The sequence below is a fragment of the Devosia sp. 919 genome (assembly GCF_013185965.1).
Lineage (GTDB): Bacteria > Pseudomonadota > Alphaproteobacteria > Rhizobiales > Devosiaceae > Devosia.
This window is the reverse complement of sequence record NZ_JABAOL010000003.1, coordinates 38,109-53,073: the sequence shown is the minus strand read 5'-3', so window position 1 is coordinate 53,073 and position 14,965 is coordinate 38,109. Positions and strand designations below refer to the sequence as shown.

The following is a 14,965-nucleotide window of genomic DNA, read 5'->3' as shown; positions in this document are numbered from 1 at the left end:
GCCGCTAGGAGCGCTTGTCCCGCCGCCGCATTGCGCCCAGCGCCAGTGAAGCCGGCACTGCCAGGGCCAGGGCGCCCAGGGAATGCTGCCGCCGTGGGCGCAGCTGCGCCGCTGCGGCCCGGTAACCGGCCTGCCATTCCGGGCTTTTGCCTGAAATATCGTCGGTGGGTTCCCCGCCTTCCTCGCGGGACTTGCCTACCGTGTCGGCTGCCGTGGCGTTGCGATGACCGAGCGGATCGCTGCTGCCCACGGTGGAATCGCGCCGCGTCTGCCGCTCGGCCTCCGCATTAAGCTCGGCACCCACGATCAGCATGGTGACCGAGATCCACATCCAGGTCAGCAGGGCAATGAGCCCGCCCAGCGAGCCATAGGTCTTGTCGAAATTGGCGAAGTTCGCCGCATACCAGGAGAACAGCAGCGACACGACGATGATCCCGACCACGGCAAGGAGAGCGCCCGGGGTAACCCAGCGCCATTTCGGCTGCTGCCGGCTTGGGCCGAAGCGATACAGAACGGCAATACCCAACAGCAAGACCACGGCGAGCAGCAGGTAGGAGCCGATCTTGAGCACCCATTCCAGCCCACTCCCCAGCCCGAGGAAATTCAGCACCGCTGGCACCACCACGGCCACGCCAATCATCACCACCGCGCCAACGACACCGGCAAGGGTAAACACGAGGGCGGTGGCGTTCAGAACAAAGAAATTGCGCTTTTCGCGCTCGTCATAGGCGATGTTCATTGCCTCAAACAGCGTCTTGACCCCCGAACTGGCGCTCCAAAGCGCAATGGCGATCGAGATGATAAGGGCAAAGCTCAGCGTCGATTCCTGGCTCGAGGTCAGGCGCTTGAGTTGTTCATCGATGATGGCCATGCCTCCTTCGGGCACCACCGCGGACAGTGCCCTGACATGCTCGGTCACGGTGGCCGGGTCGGTGAACAGGCCATAAAGGGACACAAAGGCCGTGAGGGTGGGGAAGATCGCCAGCAGCAGGTAATAGGTCACCGCCGCCGCGATCAGGGTCACCCGATCATCATTGATCTCGGCATAGGTGCGCCACAGGATGTCCTTCCAGCCCTTTGCCGGTACCTCCGTTGGCGCATCCGCCTCACGACCATGATCCTGCTCGGCACTGCGGTTTTGGACTGTTGCCATCTGCTTTGTTCCCTTGCCTTGGGAGGGGCAACGACAAAGCGCCAGCGTGGTTGCAGGCCACCAGCCTGCGAGACCCAGCAAACAGCAGGCCCCGCTCCAAAAAGGAGCGAGGCCCGCTTTGCCCGCTTGTGCCCGTGAGCTTAGTTGGGGTCGACCACGAAAAGGGTCAGGCCCGTATCTCCCTGGGTCACGGTCACCACATCGACCGGCCCGACCCCGGACTGCGCCAGGGCTGCCCCGAGGGCCTCGTTGGCGGCAACGGCATTGCGCAGCTCCTCGGCTGCGGGGATCGGCAGACCGGCGGAGCCGCAACCTTCCAGCAGCACCAGGGAGGCATCGCCCGAACCCGCGGCAAGAACATCGGCAGGCTCGGCCGCATCGCCTGCGGCGACCGCTTCGGCCGCCCCGGAACACCCGACGGTGCGAAGCGGAAGGGCAAAGGCTTCGACTTCAGCCGTCAGCACCTGAGCGGAGGCTGTTGCGGCCAACGGAACGCCGCCCGGCAACGCGCCGGCCTGGTCTCGGGCGCCCGTTGCACCATCACTGCTGCCGTCGGAGCCAGCCGTGTCCACATCGCCGGAGGCTCCGCCGCCGGTCGCGCCATTATTGGCGCCACCAGCATCATCGGGCGCCGCACTGCCGTTATCCGTGTCCGGACCACCTGCATCGCCGCTGGCATCATCGCCAGTGCCATCGGCTCCATCACCGGCACCATCGCTGCCTGCCTCGTCCGCAGGAGCCGACCCGCCAGCCCCCGTGACGCCTCCTGCGGCGCCATCACCGCTGTCGGCAAGCTGGGCCTGCGTATCAACCAGGAGCCGCACCTGCCCGGCGCGGCCGGCGCGAACCGCGACTACGGCTTCGGGCGCAATCCCGGCATCGGCCAGCGCCTGCGTGAGGGCAAGATTGGCCTCAACCTCGGCGAGGGTCTCATCGTCGCCACTGCCGCCGAGCGTTGCCAGCACATCGGCCTGTGCGGCCTCACCCAGCAAGGCATCAAGATCGAGGATGGTGATCTCGCCGCCGCCCGCTCCGCTCGCATCGCCCTCCGTGCCCAGAATGCGCAGCACGGCATCCACACGCTGCTGCTCATCGGGAAGCAGCGACAAGTCCAGCGCCGCCAATTCCTCTTCAGTGAGGGCGGCGATGTCGAGATCGGCAAGGTCTCCGCTTGCGGCGCCCTCCCCGCCAGCCTGGCCGTCACGGGGCAGGATGGCGACATCGGCGGCGAGTTCACCCGAGCCGGCGCCCAGCTCGGCATCGACCACATCGATGCCAGCCGCGTCCACTTCCGCCACCAGGGCCTCGGGGGCCCCGCGCACCAACACTTCGGTCAAGCCATCGGCCCCGACCTCGATCGCGAGCACATCTTCCAGCGCCACGCCTTCGCGTTCCAGCACCGAGCTCAGCACCGCGCTGTCTTCAAGAACCGCGAGCAAATCCGCCCGACCCTCGGGATTGTCGCCGATGGCGATCTCGATCTCCGCCAGCGCCGCCTCGGACAGCACCTCGTCCACCCGGACCAGCGCGATGCGGCGATCATCGATGCTGGCATCAAGGTCGATCTCGGCCAATCCTGGATCGGCGATCAGCTCGATCAGCGCCTCGGTCCGCGCCGTTGGGCTGCCCAGCGCCAGCAGCCTGGTGCCACCGTTTACCGTTTGCGTGGGATCGATTGTCGCTGTTTGCTGGGCTCCGATCTGCACATCGGCATCTACTGCCGCGCCGGAGCGGGAACCCGAGCCGAGATTGACATCGGCGCTGACCGGAGCGCCCTGGATCACGTTGACATCGGTGTCGAGCACATTGGCGCGGGGGCTGCCGTCGCCGCCCAGCACCGTGCCGGACACCATTTCGCTGTCGCCGGCCTCGACGCCGACATCCACGGCCGCGTCCCCGCCTATCTCGGCATCGACGCCCAGACCATCATCACCACCAACATCGACGTCGGCATCGACCGCCGTATCGCCACCAAGGCCCACATCGGCATTGATGCCGTTATCGCCACCAAGCCCCACGCCGGCATCCAGCCCGCCATCGCCGCCGCCCACCCCGACATTGAGGCCATCATCGCCCCCCACCGAGATGTCGACACCGCCACTGCCAATGTCGGCATCAAGCAGCTGGGCAGAAGCGGGGGATGCTGCCAAGGCAGCCGTCAAGGCAAGAACAGAAATGCTGGATCGAAGGAACATAGACATCTCCTAAGCCGAAATGATTAGTTCCGATCAACGGAGGGCCGAGGCGGCGGTTTCTTGCCTTTGCCCCCACTTTACTTGGCGTCCTTGCCGACCCGAAAAGCAATTGATGTCAATTTTACTGACCGGCGCTCCCCCGCCTGGCCGCAACGCCTGGGGAGAGGCCTGCAAAGGGTAAGCAAACCGTCAACGCGCTGGCTGAAAGGTGACCTTAAGCGCCACATAAAGGCCCCCCACCCGCCGGTTCAACGGTGTATAGGGGAGCATTCCGCCCTTCATCCGTGCCTTTGCCGAAGGAAAATCCATGAGCGCCATTCGCCGCCGTACCGCCATTTTGCTCCCCACCCTTGGTCTTCTTGGCGCGGTCCTGCTGTCCGCCTGCAGCCCCTTTGGCAACACTGGTGGCTCAGCCGGGACCCTGTCGCCCGGCCTGTCCGCCCGCATGGACCAGCCAGGGGCCAGCCTCGACCGGGCCCAGGCCATCGGCATCATCAATGCCTATCGCGCCACCAACGGCCTGCCGGCCCTGGCGCTCGATACTGGCCTCAGTGGCACCGCCCAGGCGCTCGTCAACCAATATGCCTCCACCGGCACCCCGCCCAAGACGCCCAATGGCGTCACGGCGCTCAAGCTCAGCGCCGGTTACGCCACCTTCGCCGAAACCTTCTCGGGCTGGCGCAACAACCCCGCCGATGCGGCTGGCCTGCGTGCCAATGCCGGCAAGGCCGGCGTCGCGGTCGCCTTCAATCCGACCTCCAATTACGGCATCTACTGGGTGCTTATTCTTGCCGACTGAGCCGACACTGATTGACGCGCGGGGGCTCAAATGCCCCCTGCCGGTGCTGCAAACCGAAAAACGGCTGGCCCAACTGCCAGCCGGCGCCCGGCTCGTCGTGCTGGCCACCGACCCGATGGCGCGCATCGACATCCCGCTCTATTGCCGCCAGAACGGCCATGACTGCACGGTGACGGATGCCGGCGATCACCTGCGCTTCGAGCTAGTGCGCCGCTAAAGGTTCGGGCGCGGCCGTGGCATGGGTACCGGCCCGGTGGCAGTTGCCGCCATACCAGGCCGCAGCTCCGCCTCGATCCCTACGACATCGCTGGCGATCGGGAAGGCCGGCGCGTGATCGGGACGCGGACGCGGCAATTCGATCCCCACGCGCACCCGGCCCAGATTGGTCGCCACATAGGACTGCGCCGGTATCGCATCATTGAGATAGCTCGGCTGCCCCTTGAGGCCCATGGGGAAGGCCGCTTCCTGCGCCTTCACATATTCCGGTGCTTGCTGGCCGCAAATGCGCGCGCGCATATCCACGGGCGCGGCGCTTGGATTGTTGGCCAGCGCCAGCAGCGACTGCCCGGCCGGCCGGGCCGCGCCTGACAGGCCGCGCAACACCAATTCGGCCGCCCGCTCATTGCGATCGCGCGCCGATGAGCCGCCCAGCACGACCGCCAGGAGCCGCCGCCCGTCGCGCTCGACGGTCACCACCATGTTGAGCCCCGAAGCACAAACATAGCCAGTCTTCATGCCGGTAGTGCCGGCAAACTTGGTCAGCAGGGCATTATTGCTTTCGAGCTTGGCCTTGCCAAGCTGCACAAATTCGGTGCCGAACATCTCGGCATATTGCGGGAAGTTCTGCCGCAAATACAGCGACAGCACCGCCAGATCGCGCGCCGAAGTTTGCTGGGCCGGGTCATGCAGCCCATGCGGATTGACAAAGCGGGTTGCCGACAGCCCCATCCGCGCCGCCGTCTCGTTCATCTTGGCGACAAACTGGGCTTCGCTGCCCCCCACGGTTTCGGCGATCCCCATGGCGATGTCATTGGCCGACTTGACGATCATGATATAAAGCGCGTCCTGCAGGCTCAGCGCGCTATCCACCGGCAGCCCCGACTTGCTGGGCGCCTGGTTGATGGCATTGCGCGACAGCACCACCGGCGTTTGCAGCGTCACGGTGCCCTTCTGGATTTCCTCGAAAGCCACATAAGCGGTCATCAGCTTGGTAAGCGACGCTGGGTGCCAGGGCTGGCCGGCATCTTCCTCATAAAGCACCGCAAGATTGTCCATATCCACGAGCAGCATGGGATTGGCCTGGACCACTGCAGCACCCGCCCACAGGCAGTTAAGGACAATGGCAATGATGGCTGAGCGCAAGGATCGAGCTGACGGCACGAGAGCGAGCTCCGGGACTGATAAGGGGCGCGCGTTCTTAACAGCCACCTTGCCCAAGCTCAATGCACGGGCCCTCCCACCCACGGGCTTTTGAACCCCCAACCTCCTGACATCCCTTGACGAGGGGTCGCGGCACAACCGCAATTTCCACCTGGAGAACGCCCATGACCACCATTGTTACCGTCCTCACCCCCGGCTTTGCCGATTGGGAAACAGCCCTGTTGAACGCGGCCAGTGCCGGCCATCTCGGCATCACCACCCGCTACGCCGCCCCCGGTGGGATCCCGCTGGCCTCCGCCGGCGGCCTGCAGGTCACGCCTGACCTGCCTGTCGACAATATCGATCCCGCCGGCATTGATGCCCTTGTCATCTGCGGTGGCGCGGCTTGGTCGCAACCCGGAGCACCCGACCTTACCCGCCTGCTGCAAGCGACGGCGGCAGCCGGCAAGGTGGTCGGCGGCATCTGCGATGGCACCCTGCCCCTTGCCCGCGCCGGCCTGCTCGACACCATCCCCCATACCAGCAACAGCACCGACAACCTCGCCCCTACCGGTTATGCCGGCGCCCGTTTCTACCGGGACCAGCCCCGGGCCGTCCGCGCCGGTGCCATCATCACCGCCCCCGGCACCGCCCCGGTCAGTTTCATGGCCGAGATGCTCGAGGCCCTGGGCTATGGCAGCGACGATCTGCGGTTTTACTATGGGCTGTTTGCCGCCGAGCACCCGCCGGCACAAACTGCACCCTAGGCACTGAAAGGAACCATCTCTATATTGAGGGCCAACCAACCCCGCAGGTCGCCCATGTCGCTCCAGGACACCGCCAATCGCTCCAACTGCACCGCCATGTCCGATGTGCTCAACCGCATCGGCGACAAGTGGAGCGTGATGGTGGTGGGCATTCTCGCCCGCCATGACACCATCCGCTTCAACGAACTCAAGCGCTCGATCAATGGCGTGTCGCAGCGAATGCTGACCCTCACCCTGCGCAATCTCGAGCGCGATGGCCTGGTCACCCGCACCATCTATCCCGAGGTGCCGCCCCGGGTTGAATATGGCCTGACCGAACTGGGCAAGACGCTGACCAACCCCATTCAGGCGCTGTGGGACTGGTCGGCCGAGCATCATGGCGCCATCATCGATGCCCGCACGGTCTACGATCAGCGTGCCATCGCCGTTGAGGCCGAGCAGCCGCGCAAGATCGCTTACGCCAGGGGGTAGCTGAATGCCCTCGCCCTCGCCCTGGACCCGACCGTCCCTCGCTGGGCAGTTGCAGGACCTGGGCCTCGGGCCCGGCGATGCCGTGCTGGTGCACGCGGCGCTACGCCAGGTCGGCCCTATTCTGGGCGGCCCCGACGCGCTGATCGACGCCTTCACTGATGTGCTCGGCCCCGAGGGCACGCTCCTGGGTTATTGCGACTGGCAAGCCGAGGAAGACGCCTTTGCCGATCCCGCGCTCCGCCCCCATGTGCCGCCGTTTGATCCGGCGCGCTCGCGCTCGATCCGCGACAACGGCGCCTTTCCCGAATTGCTGCGCACCACCCCCGGGGCCCGGCGCAGCGGCAATCCCGGCGCCTCTTGCGCGGCCCTGGGCGCGCAGGCCGATTGGTTCACCGCCGATCATGCCCTCGATTATGGCTATGGCAGGCAATCCCCGCTGGGCAAGCTGGTCGAGGCAGGCGGCAAAACGCTGATGCTGGGCGCCCCGCTCGACACCATGACCCTCCTCCACCATGGCGAGCACCTGGCCCGCTTCCCCGACAAGCCGGTTAAGCGCTTCGAGGTCCCGCTGCTTCTAGATGGCGCCACTCACTGGCGCTGGTGCGAGGAGTTCGACACTGCCAACGCCCCGCCTGGGCTCCCCGAAGATTATTTCGCCACCGTGGTGCGCGATTTTCTCGCCACTGGCGCCGGGCAAACGGGCCGGGTCGGCAATGCCGATTGCGTCCTCGTTGCCGCGCCCGAGATCCTTGCCTTCGCCGTTCACTGGCTCGAACAGCATTACCGCGCGGTGGGAAACTGATCGGCTCCGCGCTAAAAACCTGCGCACGCACCCTATCGCACCCAGTTGCGGCGCACAGCGCCTTGCGCTAGACACAGCCCGTGCCCCTCTGGCGGAATGGTAGACGCAGAGGACTCAAAATCCTCCGCCGCGAGGCGTGCCGGTTCGAGTCCGGCGGGGGGCACCAGTTTCCTTCAGCTTTGGCGTTCCACAGTTGCTCCCGGCAATGCCGGTGACCTCTGGCTGGGTTTGCATGCCTGCTGGCAAGCAAGACCAGGCACCTGCGCCAGTCAGCCCAGTGGCGCAAGGCGGCCGCAAAGCCGACCCACTGGCAGCAGCAGAACCTTATCGACCTAAATTTGCTGACCGTGCTGGTCGTATCCCCATTCACCGCGCTTTGCTCTCCATCAGCCGCCAGCGGCAAAGGGGGAAAGTTCCCCAACTAAGCTCTCAGATTTTTGTGACCAGCAAACCGCACAACATGGCGCCGTTAACCAAACGGCTTACCGCGCTATTAAGACTCTCTGCGCAATTTGCAGGGACATCTTTATACGAGGTTTATCATGAAGCATGCAGCGATCATCTTGGGCGGAGCGCTTCTGCTGACGGGTACGGCCAACGCCGCCGACCTGTCCTGGAACAGTGGCGCGGCCGCGACGCCGTTCTATTCGTCATCCTCCGCCTTCAACTGGTCCGGCTTTTATGCCGGCGTGAACGGCGGCTACGGCTTTGGCGAAACCACGCAGGAAGCATCTGGCGGCGGCCCCGAGATCGACACCAATACCGATGGCTGGTCGCTCGGCGCCCAGGTCGGCTACAACATGGACATGGGCAGCGGCTTCATCGTCGGTGTGGAAGCGGACGGCCAGTGGTCCTCGATCGGCTATGAAGAAGATATCGGCCCAGGCACCACTTTCGAATCGGGCATCGATGCCTATGGCACGCTGCGTGGCCGCGCCGGCATGGCGCTGGATCGCGTGATGCCCTATGTCACCGCCGGTGTCGCCGTCGGCAAGGGCTCGATGAGCACCACGGACGCGGCCAATGTCGTGACCTCGCAGTCCACCACCCATCTGGGCTGGACCGTGGGCGCGGGCCTCGAAGCTGCCGCCACCGACAACCTGACCCTCAAGGCCGAATATCTCTATGTGGACCTGGGCACCCAGACCTATTCCGGCCTGCCCGGCGGCTCGGTCGACTCCACGCAGCGCTTCAGCGTGGTGCGCGCCGGCATGAACTACAAGTTCTAGTCCAGCGGCAATGTCCCAACCATGACCATCAGGACCGGAACGGCAGGCTGGGTGTTCGAGCCTTGGCGCGGCACGTTCTATCCTGATGGTTTGGTGCAGAAGCGGGAGCTCGCCTATAGCAGCTCCCGGCTCGGCACCATCGAGATCAATGCGACCTTCCGGGCCAACCAGAAGCCCGCGAGCTTTGCCAAATGGGCCGCCGAAACCCGCGATGGGTTCGTGTTTGCGGTCAAGGGCGCCCAGCTCGTCACCCATATCCGCCGCCTCAAGAACTGCCGGCCTGAACTCGCCAATTTCTTGGCCTCGGGTCCCCTGGCACTCGGCCCCAAGCTCGGCCCCTTTGTCTGGCAGCTGCCGCCCAACCTGGCGCTGGACCTCGGCGTGCTGGAAGACTTCCTCGCTCTCCTGCCCCGCACGGCGGACGACTATCTTGCCCTCGCCGCGCAAGCCGATGAGCGCCTCAAAACCCCGCCTTTTCTTGATGCCACCGGTGTCGGCCCAATCCGCCACGCCATCGAAGCGCGCCACCCCAGCTGGGATGACCCTGCCGCCCGCGATCTGCTCGCCGCACACAACACCGCCCTGGTGATCAGCGACACCGTCCAGCAGCCCGCCCGCGTTCTCACCGCCGATTTCGCTTATTGCCGCCTGCAGGGCCCTGCCCGCCCCGATGCTGCCGGCTACACTCCTGACGACATCGCCGATTGGGCTAGCCAGATCCGCGATTGGGACGCCGCGGGGCACGATGTTTTTGCTCTTTTTGTGCATGAGGACAAGCTGCACGCCCCCGCCAATGCCATCGCCCTGCGCCAGGCCCTCGGGATCAGCCTGCCCGGCGATTAGCATCAAATCGCCGTTCCGCTCTGGTTTTTACCGGCTTGTGCGGCTATCCCACCCGCACCCACAAGCGTCACTCCGGAACCCGCCCATGGCCGCCTCGCTTCGCTCTCCGCTCGACAAGATCAGTGCGGCCCTTGCTTTTGCGCTCGGCCTGCTGGCGATTACGCTCGCCTGGGCGTCCGAGCTGATCGGCGGTCTCGTGCCATGCGATCTCTGCCTTGAGCAGCGCCTCGCCTATTATTTCGGCCTGCCCATCCTGTTCCTGGTGCTGCTGTTCTGGAACCGCATGCCGCTGGCGCTCTGGTACCTCGCCATGGCCGTGGCCACCGCCATCTTCGCCTGGGGCGCCTATATGGGCATCTACCATGCCGGGGTGGAATGGGGTTTCTGGCCCGGCCCCACTGCCTGCACCGGGGTAGGCGCCGGCGTGAGCTTTGATGCGCTGAGCGATCTCAACGCCGCCCATGTCGTGGGCTGCGACGTCGTGCAGTTCCGCTTCCTTGGCCTGTCACTGGCGGGCATGAATGCCTTGGTCAGCCTGGCTATTGTCGCGCTGCTGCTGGTCTCGATTGTCGCCCAGCGGCGCAACAATCCGCGCCTCGCCTAAGGCTCGAGCTCGATATCCCAGTAGAGATAGTCGAGCCAGCTCTGGTGCAAATGGTTGGGCGGGAACGCCCGGCCATTATTGTGCAGGTCATAGACCGTGGGCGGATAAGGCGACTGGCGCGGGAACATCTTGATTTCCGAAGGCATCCGATTGGCCTTGCGCAAATTGCAGGGCGCGCAGGCCGCCACCACATTTTCCCAGGTGGTCTGCCCGCCCTTGGAGCGCGGGATCACATGGTCGAAGGTCAGATCATCCTTGCAGCCGCAATATTGGCACTGGAAGTGATCACGCAAAAACACGTTGAAGCGCGTAAAGGCGGGATGGCGCGCCGGCTTCACATAATCCTTGAGCGACACGACGCTGGGCAGCCGCATCTCGAAGCTCGGTGAATGCACCACCATGTCGTAGTGCGACACGATATTGACGCGCTCCAGGCACACCGCCTTGATGGCGTCCTGCCAGGACCATAGCGACAGGGGATAGTAACTGAGCGGCCGGAAGTCGGCGTTCAGAACCAGGGCGGGACAGGCCTCAGGCGACACGTGGATCGTCACTTGAGTCTCCCGAAACGGGAATCGAAGGAGTCCATATCCTCCTTATACTAAGCCCTTTGTATCAGTCCTGTGAAGGCTGCTCGTGCAGAACTGCGTTCCCGTTGTTTTGATTGATCTTGCGGATGAATTGATCAACAAACGCCACCCCGTCGGGCGCAATCCCATGCGCTACCCCAGGCGAGACATGGTAGTGCACCTCGATCCTGGCTTCCTTAAGCTTGCGCGCGGCTTCGGCGCTGAAGCGCGGCTCCACCACCCCGTCGCGATCCCCATGCACGAGGCATACCGGCGGCGTGCCCAGCTTGCCCTCGCCAAATCCCGGCGGCGGCGCCAAGGCTCCGGCAATGGCGACAATGCCCATCAGCCTCTCGGGAATGGACAGCCCGGCATGCAGCGCCACCATCGCCCCCTGGCTAAAGCCGGCCAGCAGCGTGTTCTCGGGCGCAATCCCGGTCTCGTCCCATAGCTCGCGCAAATAGCGCACCAGCGTTTCGCGCGCCTCGGTCGCCCCGCTCCAGCTCACCTCGCCCCCTCCGAAGTAGATGGGGAACCACTGGTAACCCGGCGAGCCCGGGCAGGGCTGGGGCGCATTGGGCGCAATGAACATCGCCTCGGGCAAGCCATCCTGCCAATAAGGGGCCAGCCCGATCAGGTCGGCCCCATCCGAGCCATAGCCATGCAGCAACACAGCCAGCTGGCGGGGCGCGCCTCCGCTCTTGGGGGGCACGCTGGGGCCGGTGAGAATACTCAAAGCGCAATTCCTTCCTTGTCGCGGATCGCCGCGAAATACCGCCAGAACAGCAGCGCTGCCGCCGAGCGATGCGGTGTCCAGCCGGCGGCAATGGCTTCCATCTGCTTGATGGTGGGGCGCACCTCAAGCTCGAGCCCCCAATGCACCGCCTTGAGCAGCGCTAGGTCCCCCGCGGGAAACACATCGGGATGGCCCGCGCAGAACATCAGGTAAACCTGCCCCGTCCAGGGGCCGATCCCCTTATGTGCCGTGAGATAATCCACCGCCGCCTCGGCGGGCAATGTTTCGAGATGGGAAAAATCGAGCGCCCCCGCCACCACCGCTTCGGCGATCACCCGCACGGTGCGATATTTGCCGCCCGAAAAGCCGGTGGCCCGCACCTCCGCTTCACTGAGGGCGAGATAAGCGCGGGGATCATGCGCCCCCGGCAGTTGGGCAAAGCGGCTCCAGATCGCATTGGCGCTCGCCACCGATAATTGCTGGCCACAGATCACCCGCGCAATGCCGGCAAATCCCGCCTCGGTGATCCGCGGCCGCACGATCCCCGCGCGCTCGCGCACCGGGGCGAGGCGCGGATCGAGCCGCACCAGGGCGTCTAGATGGGCGTCCACCGCCGCTTGCGTATCGAGGCGCGGTGACGCCAGCGCGTCGTTCATGTAGTGTGCCGCTGTGTCGAACTCACCCAATCGTCCCCTGTTGCGTTTCGCCCCCAGCCCGAATGGGCTCTTGCATCTGGGGCACGCCTTTTCCGCCCTTTACACCTGGGCTGCGGCCGCCGCCTTGCGCGGCACCGTCCTTTTACGGATCGAAGACATCGACTTCGAGCGGTGTAAACCCGAATTTACCGACGCCATCTTTCGCGACCTGCATTGGCTGGGCCTCGACTGGCCTGAACCGGTGCTGCGGCAATCTCAGCGCTTCGACCACTATGCCCAGGCGGGCGAGCGGTTGCGTGACCTCGATCTGCTATATCCCTGCTTTTGCTCGCGCAGCGAAATCGCCGCTAAATCCACCGGCACGGACCCCGACGGCGCCCCGCTTTACCCCGGCACCTGCCGCCACTTGAGCGCCGCCGAACAGATCGAGCGGCTCGAGCGCGGCGATCCCGTGCAGTTCCGTTTGCGCAATGATCGCGCCCGCGCCATGACCGGCCCGCTGACCTTTACCCTTGTCGGCCCGCTTATCACCGATCGCCCGCAGATCCGCTATGCCCGCCCCGAACGCTGGGGCGATGTGGTGCTCCAGCGCAAGGGCACCCCCACCAGCTATCACCTGAGCGTCGTTGTCGATGACGCCGCGCAAAACATCACCCATGTGACCCGTGGTCGCGACATGGAAGCCTCGACCGATATCCATGTTCTCGTGCAGTTCCTTCTCGGCCTGCCCTCGCCCATCTACCATTTCCACCGCCTCATCCTTGATGGAGAGGGCAACAAGCTCAGCAAATCGCGGAACTCGCAATCCCTTGCGGCGCTGCGGCAGGCCGGCTGGAGCCCCGACGATGTCAGGCGCGAACTCGGCTTTGCGCCGCGCCAGCTCAATTGAGGCTCAAGCGCGTGAGCCAGCTTGGATGCGGGGAAAGCACCCCGGCAGTTCACCTGCAGCAAGATTTATGGCATGCAGGCCCCGCTTGCCGCTGCCGTTTGCATCCCGTCAGCGGCTCGCCCATTTAGGGATCATCATCCCCGGCAGGAACTCATGGAAAACCTTCTCAATATCGTCACTGCCCTGGTCATGCTGTTTGTAGTCGGGGTGCTCCTGCTGGGCTTTTGGAACATGCTCAAGGGCGGCTCGGGCAATACCAGCCAGCGCCTGATGCGCCTGCGCGTGATTGGCCAGGCGGTCGCATTGCTGCTGCTGCTGGCCGCATTGTTCTTCTTTGGCGGATCGAGGGGCTGAACCATGGTCAAACTGAATTCCATCTATACCCGCACCGGCGATGACGGCAGCACCGGCCTCGTGCGCGGGCCGCGCCGTCCCAAATATGATTTGCGGGTTGAGGCTTATGGCACGGTCGATGAAGCCAACAGCTTTATCGGCCTCGCGCGGCTGCAAACCGGCTCCATGCCCAAGATCGACACCATGCTCGCCCGCATCCAGAACGATCTCTTCGATGTCGGCTCCGATCTCGCCACCCCCGGGCAAGACGCGCCCGATGCCGAGCACCCCTCCCTGCGCATCACTGCCGCCCAGACCACTTGGATCGAAAAGCAGATCGACAGCTACAATGCCGATCTCGCCCCGCTCAAAAGCTTTGTCCTCCCCGGCGGTACGCCCTTGTCCGCGGCCTTTCACGTGGCACGTACGGTGACGCGCCGTGCCGAGCGGCTGGTGGTGGAACTGGCCGCGGCCGAGCCCGACACCAATCCCGAAGCTGTTCGCTACCTCAATCGCCTGTCGGATCTGTTCTTTGTGCTGGCGCGCGTTGCCAACAACCAGGGCGCCAAGGACGTGCTCTGGGTGCCGGGCGGTTACGGGGACGCCCGCAGGGGCAGCTGAACGGGGGCGGATCGGCATGTTCCTGCCCCTGCATGACACCAACCCGATCCGCCACATTGCCTTTCCCTGGGTCACTTATGGCCTGATGGCGTTCACCGCCCTTGTTTTTGCAGCCCAGTCGCTCCTGCCGCCAATCGGCTTTCTTCAGGCCGCGATCCAATGGGGCATGATCCCGGTGGTGGTACGCGACATCTATCCCCAGCCCCTCCCCTGGCTGCCCGATTGGGCGACGCTCTTTACCTATGCCTTCCTGCATGCCGACTGGCTGCATCTGGGCACCAATATGCTGTTTCTCTGGGTGTTCGGCGACAACATCGAAGATGCCCTGGGCCATTTCCGCTTCGTGTTGTTTTACCTCGGCTGCGCGGCCGGCGCGGCGCTCCTCCACCTCCTGCTCGATCCCAACAGCACCACGCCGCTGATCGGTGCTTCGGGCGCCGTCGCCGGGGTGATGGGGGCGTATTGCCTGCTTTATCCCCATGCCCGGGTTTATGTGCTGGCGCGCATCGTCATTCCCATTCCGCTGCCGGTGCCCGCCTTCTGGATGCTTGGCGTCTGGATTGCCGTCCAGATCTTCAATGTGGTGATGGGCTCGCTGGAGCCCGTGTCATGGTGGGCCCATCTTGGTGGCTTTGCCACCGGCATGGTGTTGGCCGCGATCGGCAAGCGCTCGCAAGTGGCGCTGCTGGGCGGGCGCTAGGGCTTTGTTTACCCGCCCCTCTCTATGATCCCGCCTGGAACGGGAGCGCCCTTATGAACACCGACCTTGCCATGCAGATGGTCACCACCCGCGCCGCCGCCACTCAGCAAAGCGTGCAGCTGGCCGTGCTCAAGAAATCCCATGAGATGGAAGCCAGCCTCATCAACATGGTCGCCCAAGCCGTGCAGGCCGCGCCACCACCCGGTCAGGGCCTCGTGATCGACAAGCGCGCCTGAGGG

General features: G+C 64.8%; 19 protein-coding genes and 1 tRNA gene. 14 read left to right on the top strand and 6 right to left on the bottom strand.

Translation table 11 applies throughout. The features are described from left to right. Nucleotides 1-4: 4 nt before the first annotated feature. Both HRQ64_RS18675 and HRQ64_RS18670 read right to left on the bottom strand, forming a co-directional pair. A complete protein-coding gene (locus HRQ64_RS18675; protein WP_172125597.1) occupies nucleotides 5-1,153 on the bottom strand; it encodes a YihY/virulence factor BrkB family protein in 1,149 nt (382 codons plus the stop codon). 140 nt (nucleotides 1,154-1,293) lie between these two features. Further along, on the bottom strand, nucleotides 1,294-3,348 hold the full coding sequence (locus HRQ64_RS18670) for a hypothetical protein (RefSeq protein WP_172125595.1): 2,055 nt from the start codon (nucleotides 3,346-3,348) through the stop codon (nucleotides 1,294-1,296). 307 nt (nucleotides 3,349-3,655) lie between these two features. On the opposite strand from HRQ64_RS18670, the gene HRQ64_RS18665 reads away from it, so the two are divergent. Then, the gene (locus tag HRQ64_RS18665) at nucleotides 3,656-4,147 is read left to right on the top strand and encodes a CAP domain-containing protein (RefSeq protein WP_172125593.1); all 492 of its coding nucleotides are present in this window, start codon (nucleotides 3,656-3,658) and stop codon (nucleotides 4,145-4,147) included. Then, the gene (locus HRQ64_RS18660; RefSeq protein WP_248307140.1) at nucleotides 4,137-4,364 is read left to right on the top strand and encodes a sulfurtransferase TusA family protein; all 228 of its coding nucleotides are present in this window, start codon (nucleotides 4,137-4,139) and stop codon (nucleotides 4,362-4,364) included. The genes HRQ64_RS18665 and HRQ64_RS18660 overlap by 11 nt, the downstream gene beginning before the upstream one ends. On the opposite strand, the gene HRQ64_RS18655 is transcribed toward HRQ64_RS18660, so the two are convergent. Beyond that, nucleotides 4,361-5,527: a D-alanyl-D-alanine carboxypeptidase family protein gene (locus HRQ64_RS18655; RefSeq protein ID WP_172125589.1), complete on the bottom strand. Its 1,167-nt coding sequence runs from the start codon at nucleotides 5,525-5,527 to the stop codon at nucleotides 4,361-4,363. The genes HRQ64_RS18660 and HRQ64_RS18655 overlap by 4 nt on opposite strands. A 164-nt stretch (nucleotides 5,528-5,691) precedes the next feature. On the opposite strand from HRQ64_RS18655, the gene HRQ64_RS18650 reads away from it, so the two are divergent. From HRQ64_RS18650 to HRQ64_RS18620, 7 genes are all read left to right on the top strand, one after another. Further along, nucleotides 5,692-6,273 (top strand): DJ-1/PfpI family protein, encoded by a 582-nt coding sequence (locus HRQ64_RS18650; protein ID WP_172125587.1) that lies wholly within the window; start codon nucleotides 5,692-5,694, stop codon nucleotides 6,271-6,273. A 54-nt stretch (nucleotides 6,274-6,327) separates the two neighbouring features. Next, nucleotides 6,328-6,744, top strand: coding sequence for a helix-turn-helix domain-containing protein (locus HRQ64_RS18645; protein WP_127754655.1), 417 nt, complete (start codon nucleotides 6,328-6,330; stop codon nucleotides 6,742-6,744). A 4-nt stretch (nucleotides 6,745-6,748) separates the two neighbouring features. Continuing rightward, nucleotides 6,749-7,546: an aminoglycoside 3-N-acetyltransferase gene (gene aac(3), locus HRQ64_RS18640; RefSeq protein WP_172125585.1), complete on the top strand. Its 798-nt coding sequence runs from the start codon at nucleotides 6,749-6,751 to the stop codon at nucleotides 7,544-7,546. 82 nt (nucleotides 7,547-7,628) lie between these two features. Beyond that, nucleotides 7,629-7,712: transfer RNA gene (locus tag HRQ64_RS18635), tRNA-Leu, on the top strand. A gap of 376 nt (nucleotides 7,713-8,088) precedes the next feature. Then, entirely contained in the window at nucleotides 8,089-8,775 is a 687-nt protein-coding gene (locus HRQ64_RS18630) for an outer membrane protein (protein WP_127754657.1), read from the top strand. Between the two features lie 21 nt (nucleotides 8,776-8,796). After that, nucleotides 8,797-9,618 (top strand): DUF72 domain-containing protein, encoded by an 822-nt coding sequence (locus tag HRQ64_RS18625; protein ID WP_172125583.1) that lies wholly within the window; start codon nucleotides 8,797-8,799, stop codon nucleotides 9,616-9,618. A gap of 85 nt (nucleotides 9,619-9,703) precedes the next feature. After that, complete coding sequence (locus HRQ64_RS18620) at nucleotides 9,704-10,222, top strand: disulfide bond formation protein B (RefSeq protein WP_172125581.1); 519 nt, start codon at nucleotides 9,704-9,706, stop codon at nucleotides 10,220-10,222. On the opposite strand, the gene HRQ64_RS18615 is transcribed toward HRQ64_RS18620, so the two are convergent. The 3 genes from HRQ64_RS18615 to HRQ64_RS18605 form a co-directional block, all read right to left on the bottom strand. Then, complete coding sequence (locus HRQ64_RS18615; RefSeq protein WP_172125579.1) at nucleotides 10,219-10,776, bottom strand: HNH endonuclease; 558 nt, start codon at nucleotides 10,774-10,776, stop codon at nucleotides 10,219-10,221. The two genes, HRQ64_RS18620 and HRQ64_RS18615, sit on opposite strands and share 4 nt — an antisense overlap. Before the next feature lie 61 nt (nucleotides 10,777-10,837). Next, complete coding sequence (locus HRQ64_RS18610) at nucleotides 10,838-11,527, bottom strand: phospholipase (protein ID WP_172125577.1); 690 nt, start codon at nucleotides 11,525-11,527, stop codon at nucleotides 10,838-10,840. Then, nucleotides 11,524-12,183 (bottom strand): DNA-3-methyladenine glycosylase 2 family protein, encoded by a 660-nt coding sequence (locus tag HRQ64_RS18605; RefSeq protein WP_172125575.1) that lies wholly within the window; start codon nucleotides 12,181-12,183, stop codon nucleotides 11,524-11,526. Before HRQ64_RS18605 ends, HRQ64_RS18610 begins: the two co-directional genes overlap by 4 nt. 13 nt (nucleotides 12,184-12,196) lie before the next feature. Between HRQ64_RS18605 and gluQRS the strand changes: the two genes are divergently transcribed. The 5 genes from gluQRS to HRQ64_RS18580 all read left to right on the top strand — a co-directional run bounded on the left by gluQRS (nucleotide 12,197) and on the right by HRQ64_RS18580 (nucleotide 14,962). Then, nucleotides 12,197-13,072: a tRNA glutamyl-Q(34) synthetase GluQRS gene (gluQRS, locus tag HRQ64_RS18600; protein WP_349236751.1), complete on the top strand. Its 876-nt coding sequence runs from the start codon at nucleotides 12,197-12,199 to the stop codon at nucleotides 13,070-13,072. A 153-nt stretch (nucleotides 13,073-13,225) separates the two neighbouring features. After that, nucleotides 13,226-13,426 carry a twin transmembrane helix small protein gene (locus tag HRQ64_RS18595; RefSeq protein ID WP_127754664.1) on the top strand — a complete coding sequence of 67 codons (201 nt, stop codon included), beginning with the start codon at nucleotides 13,226-13,228 and terminating at the stop codon, nucleotides 13,424-13,426. 3 nt (nucleotides 13,427-13,429) lie between these two features. After that, on the top strand, nucleotides 13,430-14,026 hold the full coding sequence (locus tag HRQ64_RS18590) for a cob(I)yrinic acid a,c-diamide adenosyltransferase (protein ID WP_127754665.1): 597 nt from the start codon (nucleotides 13,430-13,432) through the stop codon (nucleotides 14,024-14,026). 16 nt (nucleotides 14,027-14,042) lie between these two features. Beyond that, complete coding sequence (locus HRQ64_RS18585; protein WP_127754666.1) at nucleotides 14,043-14,726, top strand: rhomboid family intramembrane serine protease; 684 nt, start codon at nucleotides 14,043-14,045, stop codon at nucleotides 14,724-14,726. Between the two features lie 53 nt (nucleotides 14,727-14,779). After that, nucleotides 14,780-14,962, top strand: coding sequence for a hypothetical protein (locus HRQ64_RS18580; protein ID WP_172125573.1), 183 nt, complete (start codon nucleotides 14,780-14,782; stop codon nucleotides 14,960-14,962). Nucleotides 14,963-14,965: the final 3 nt, after the last annotated feature.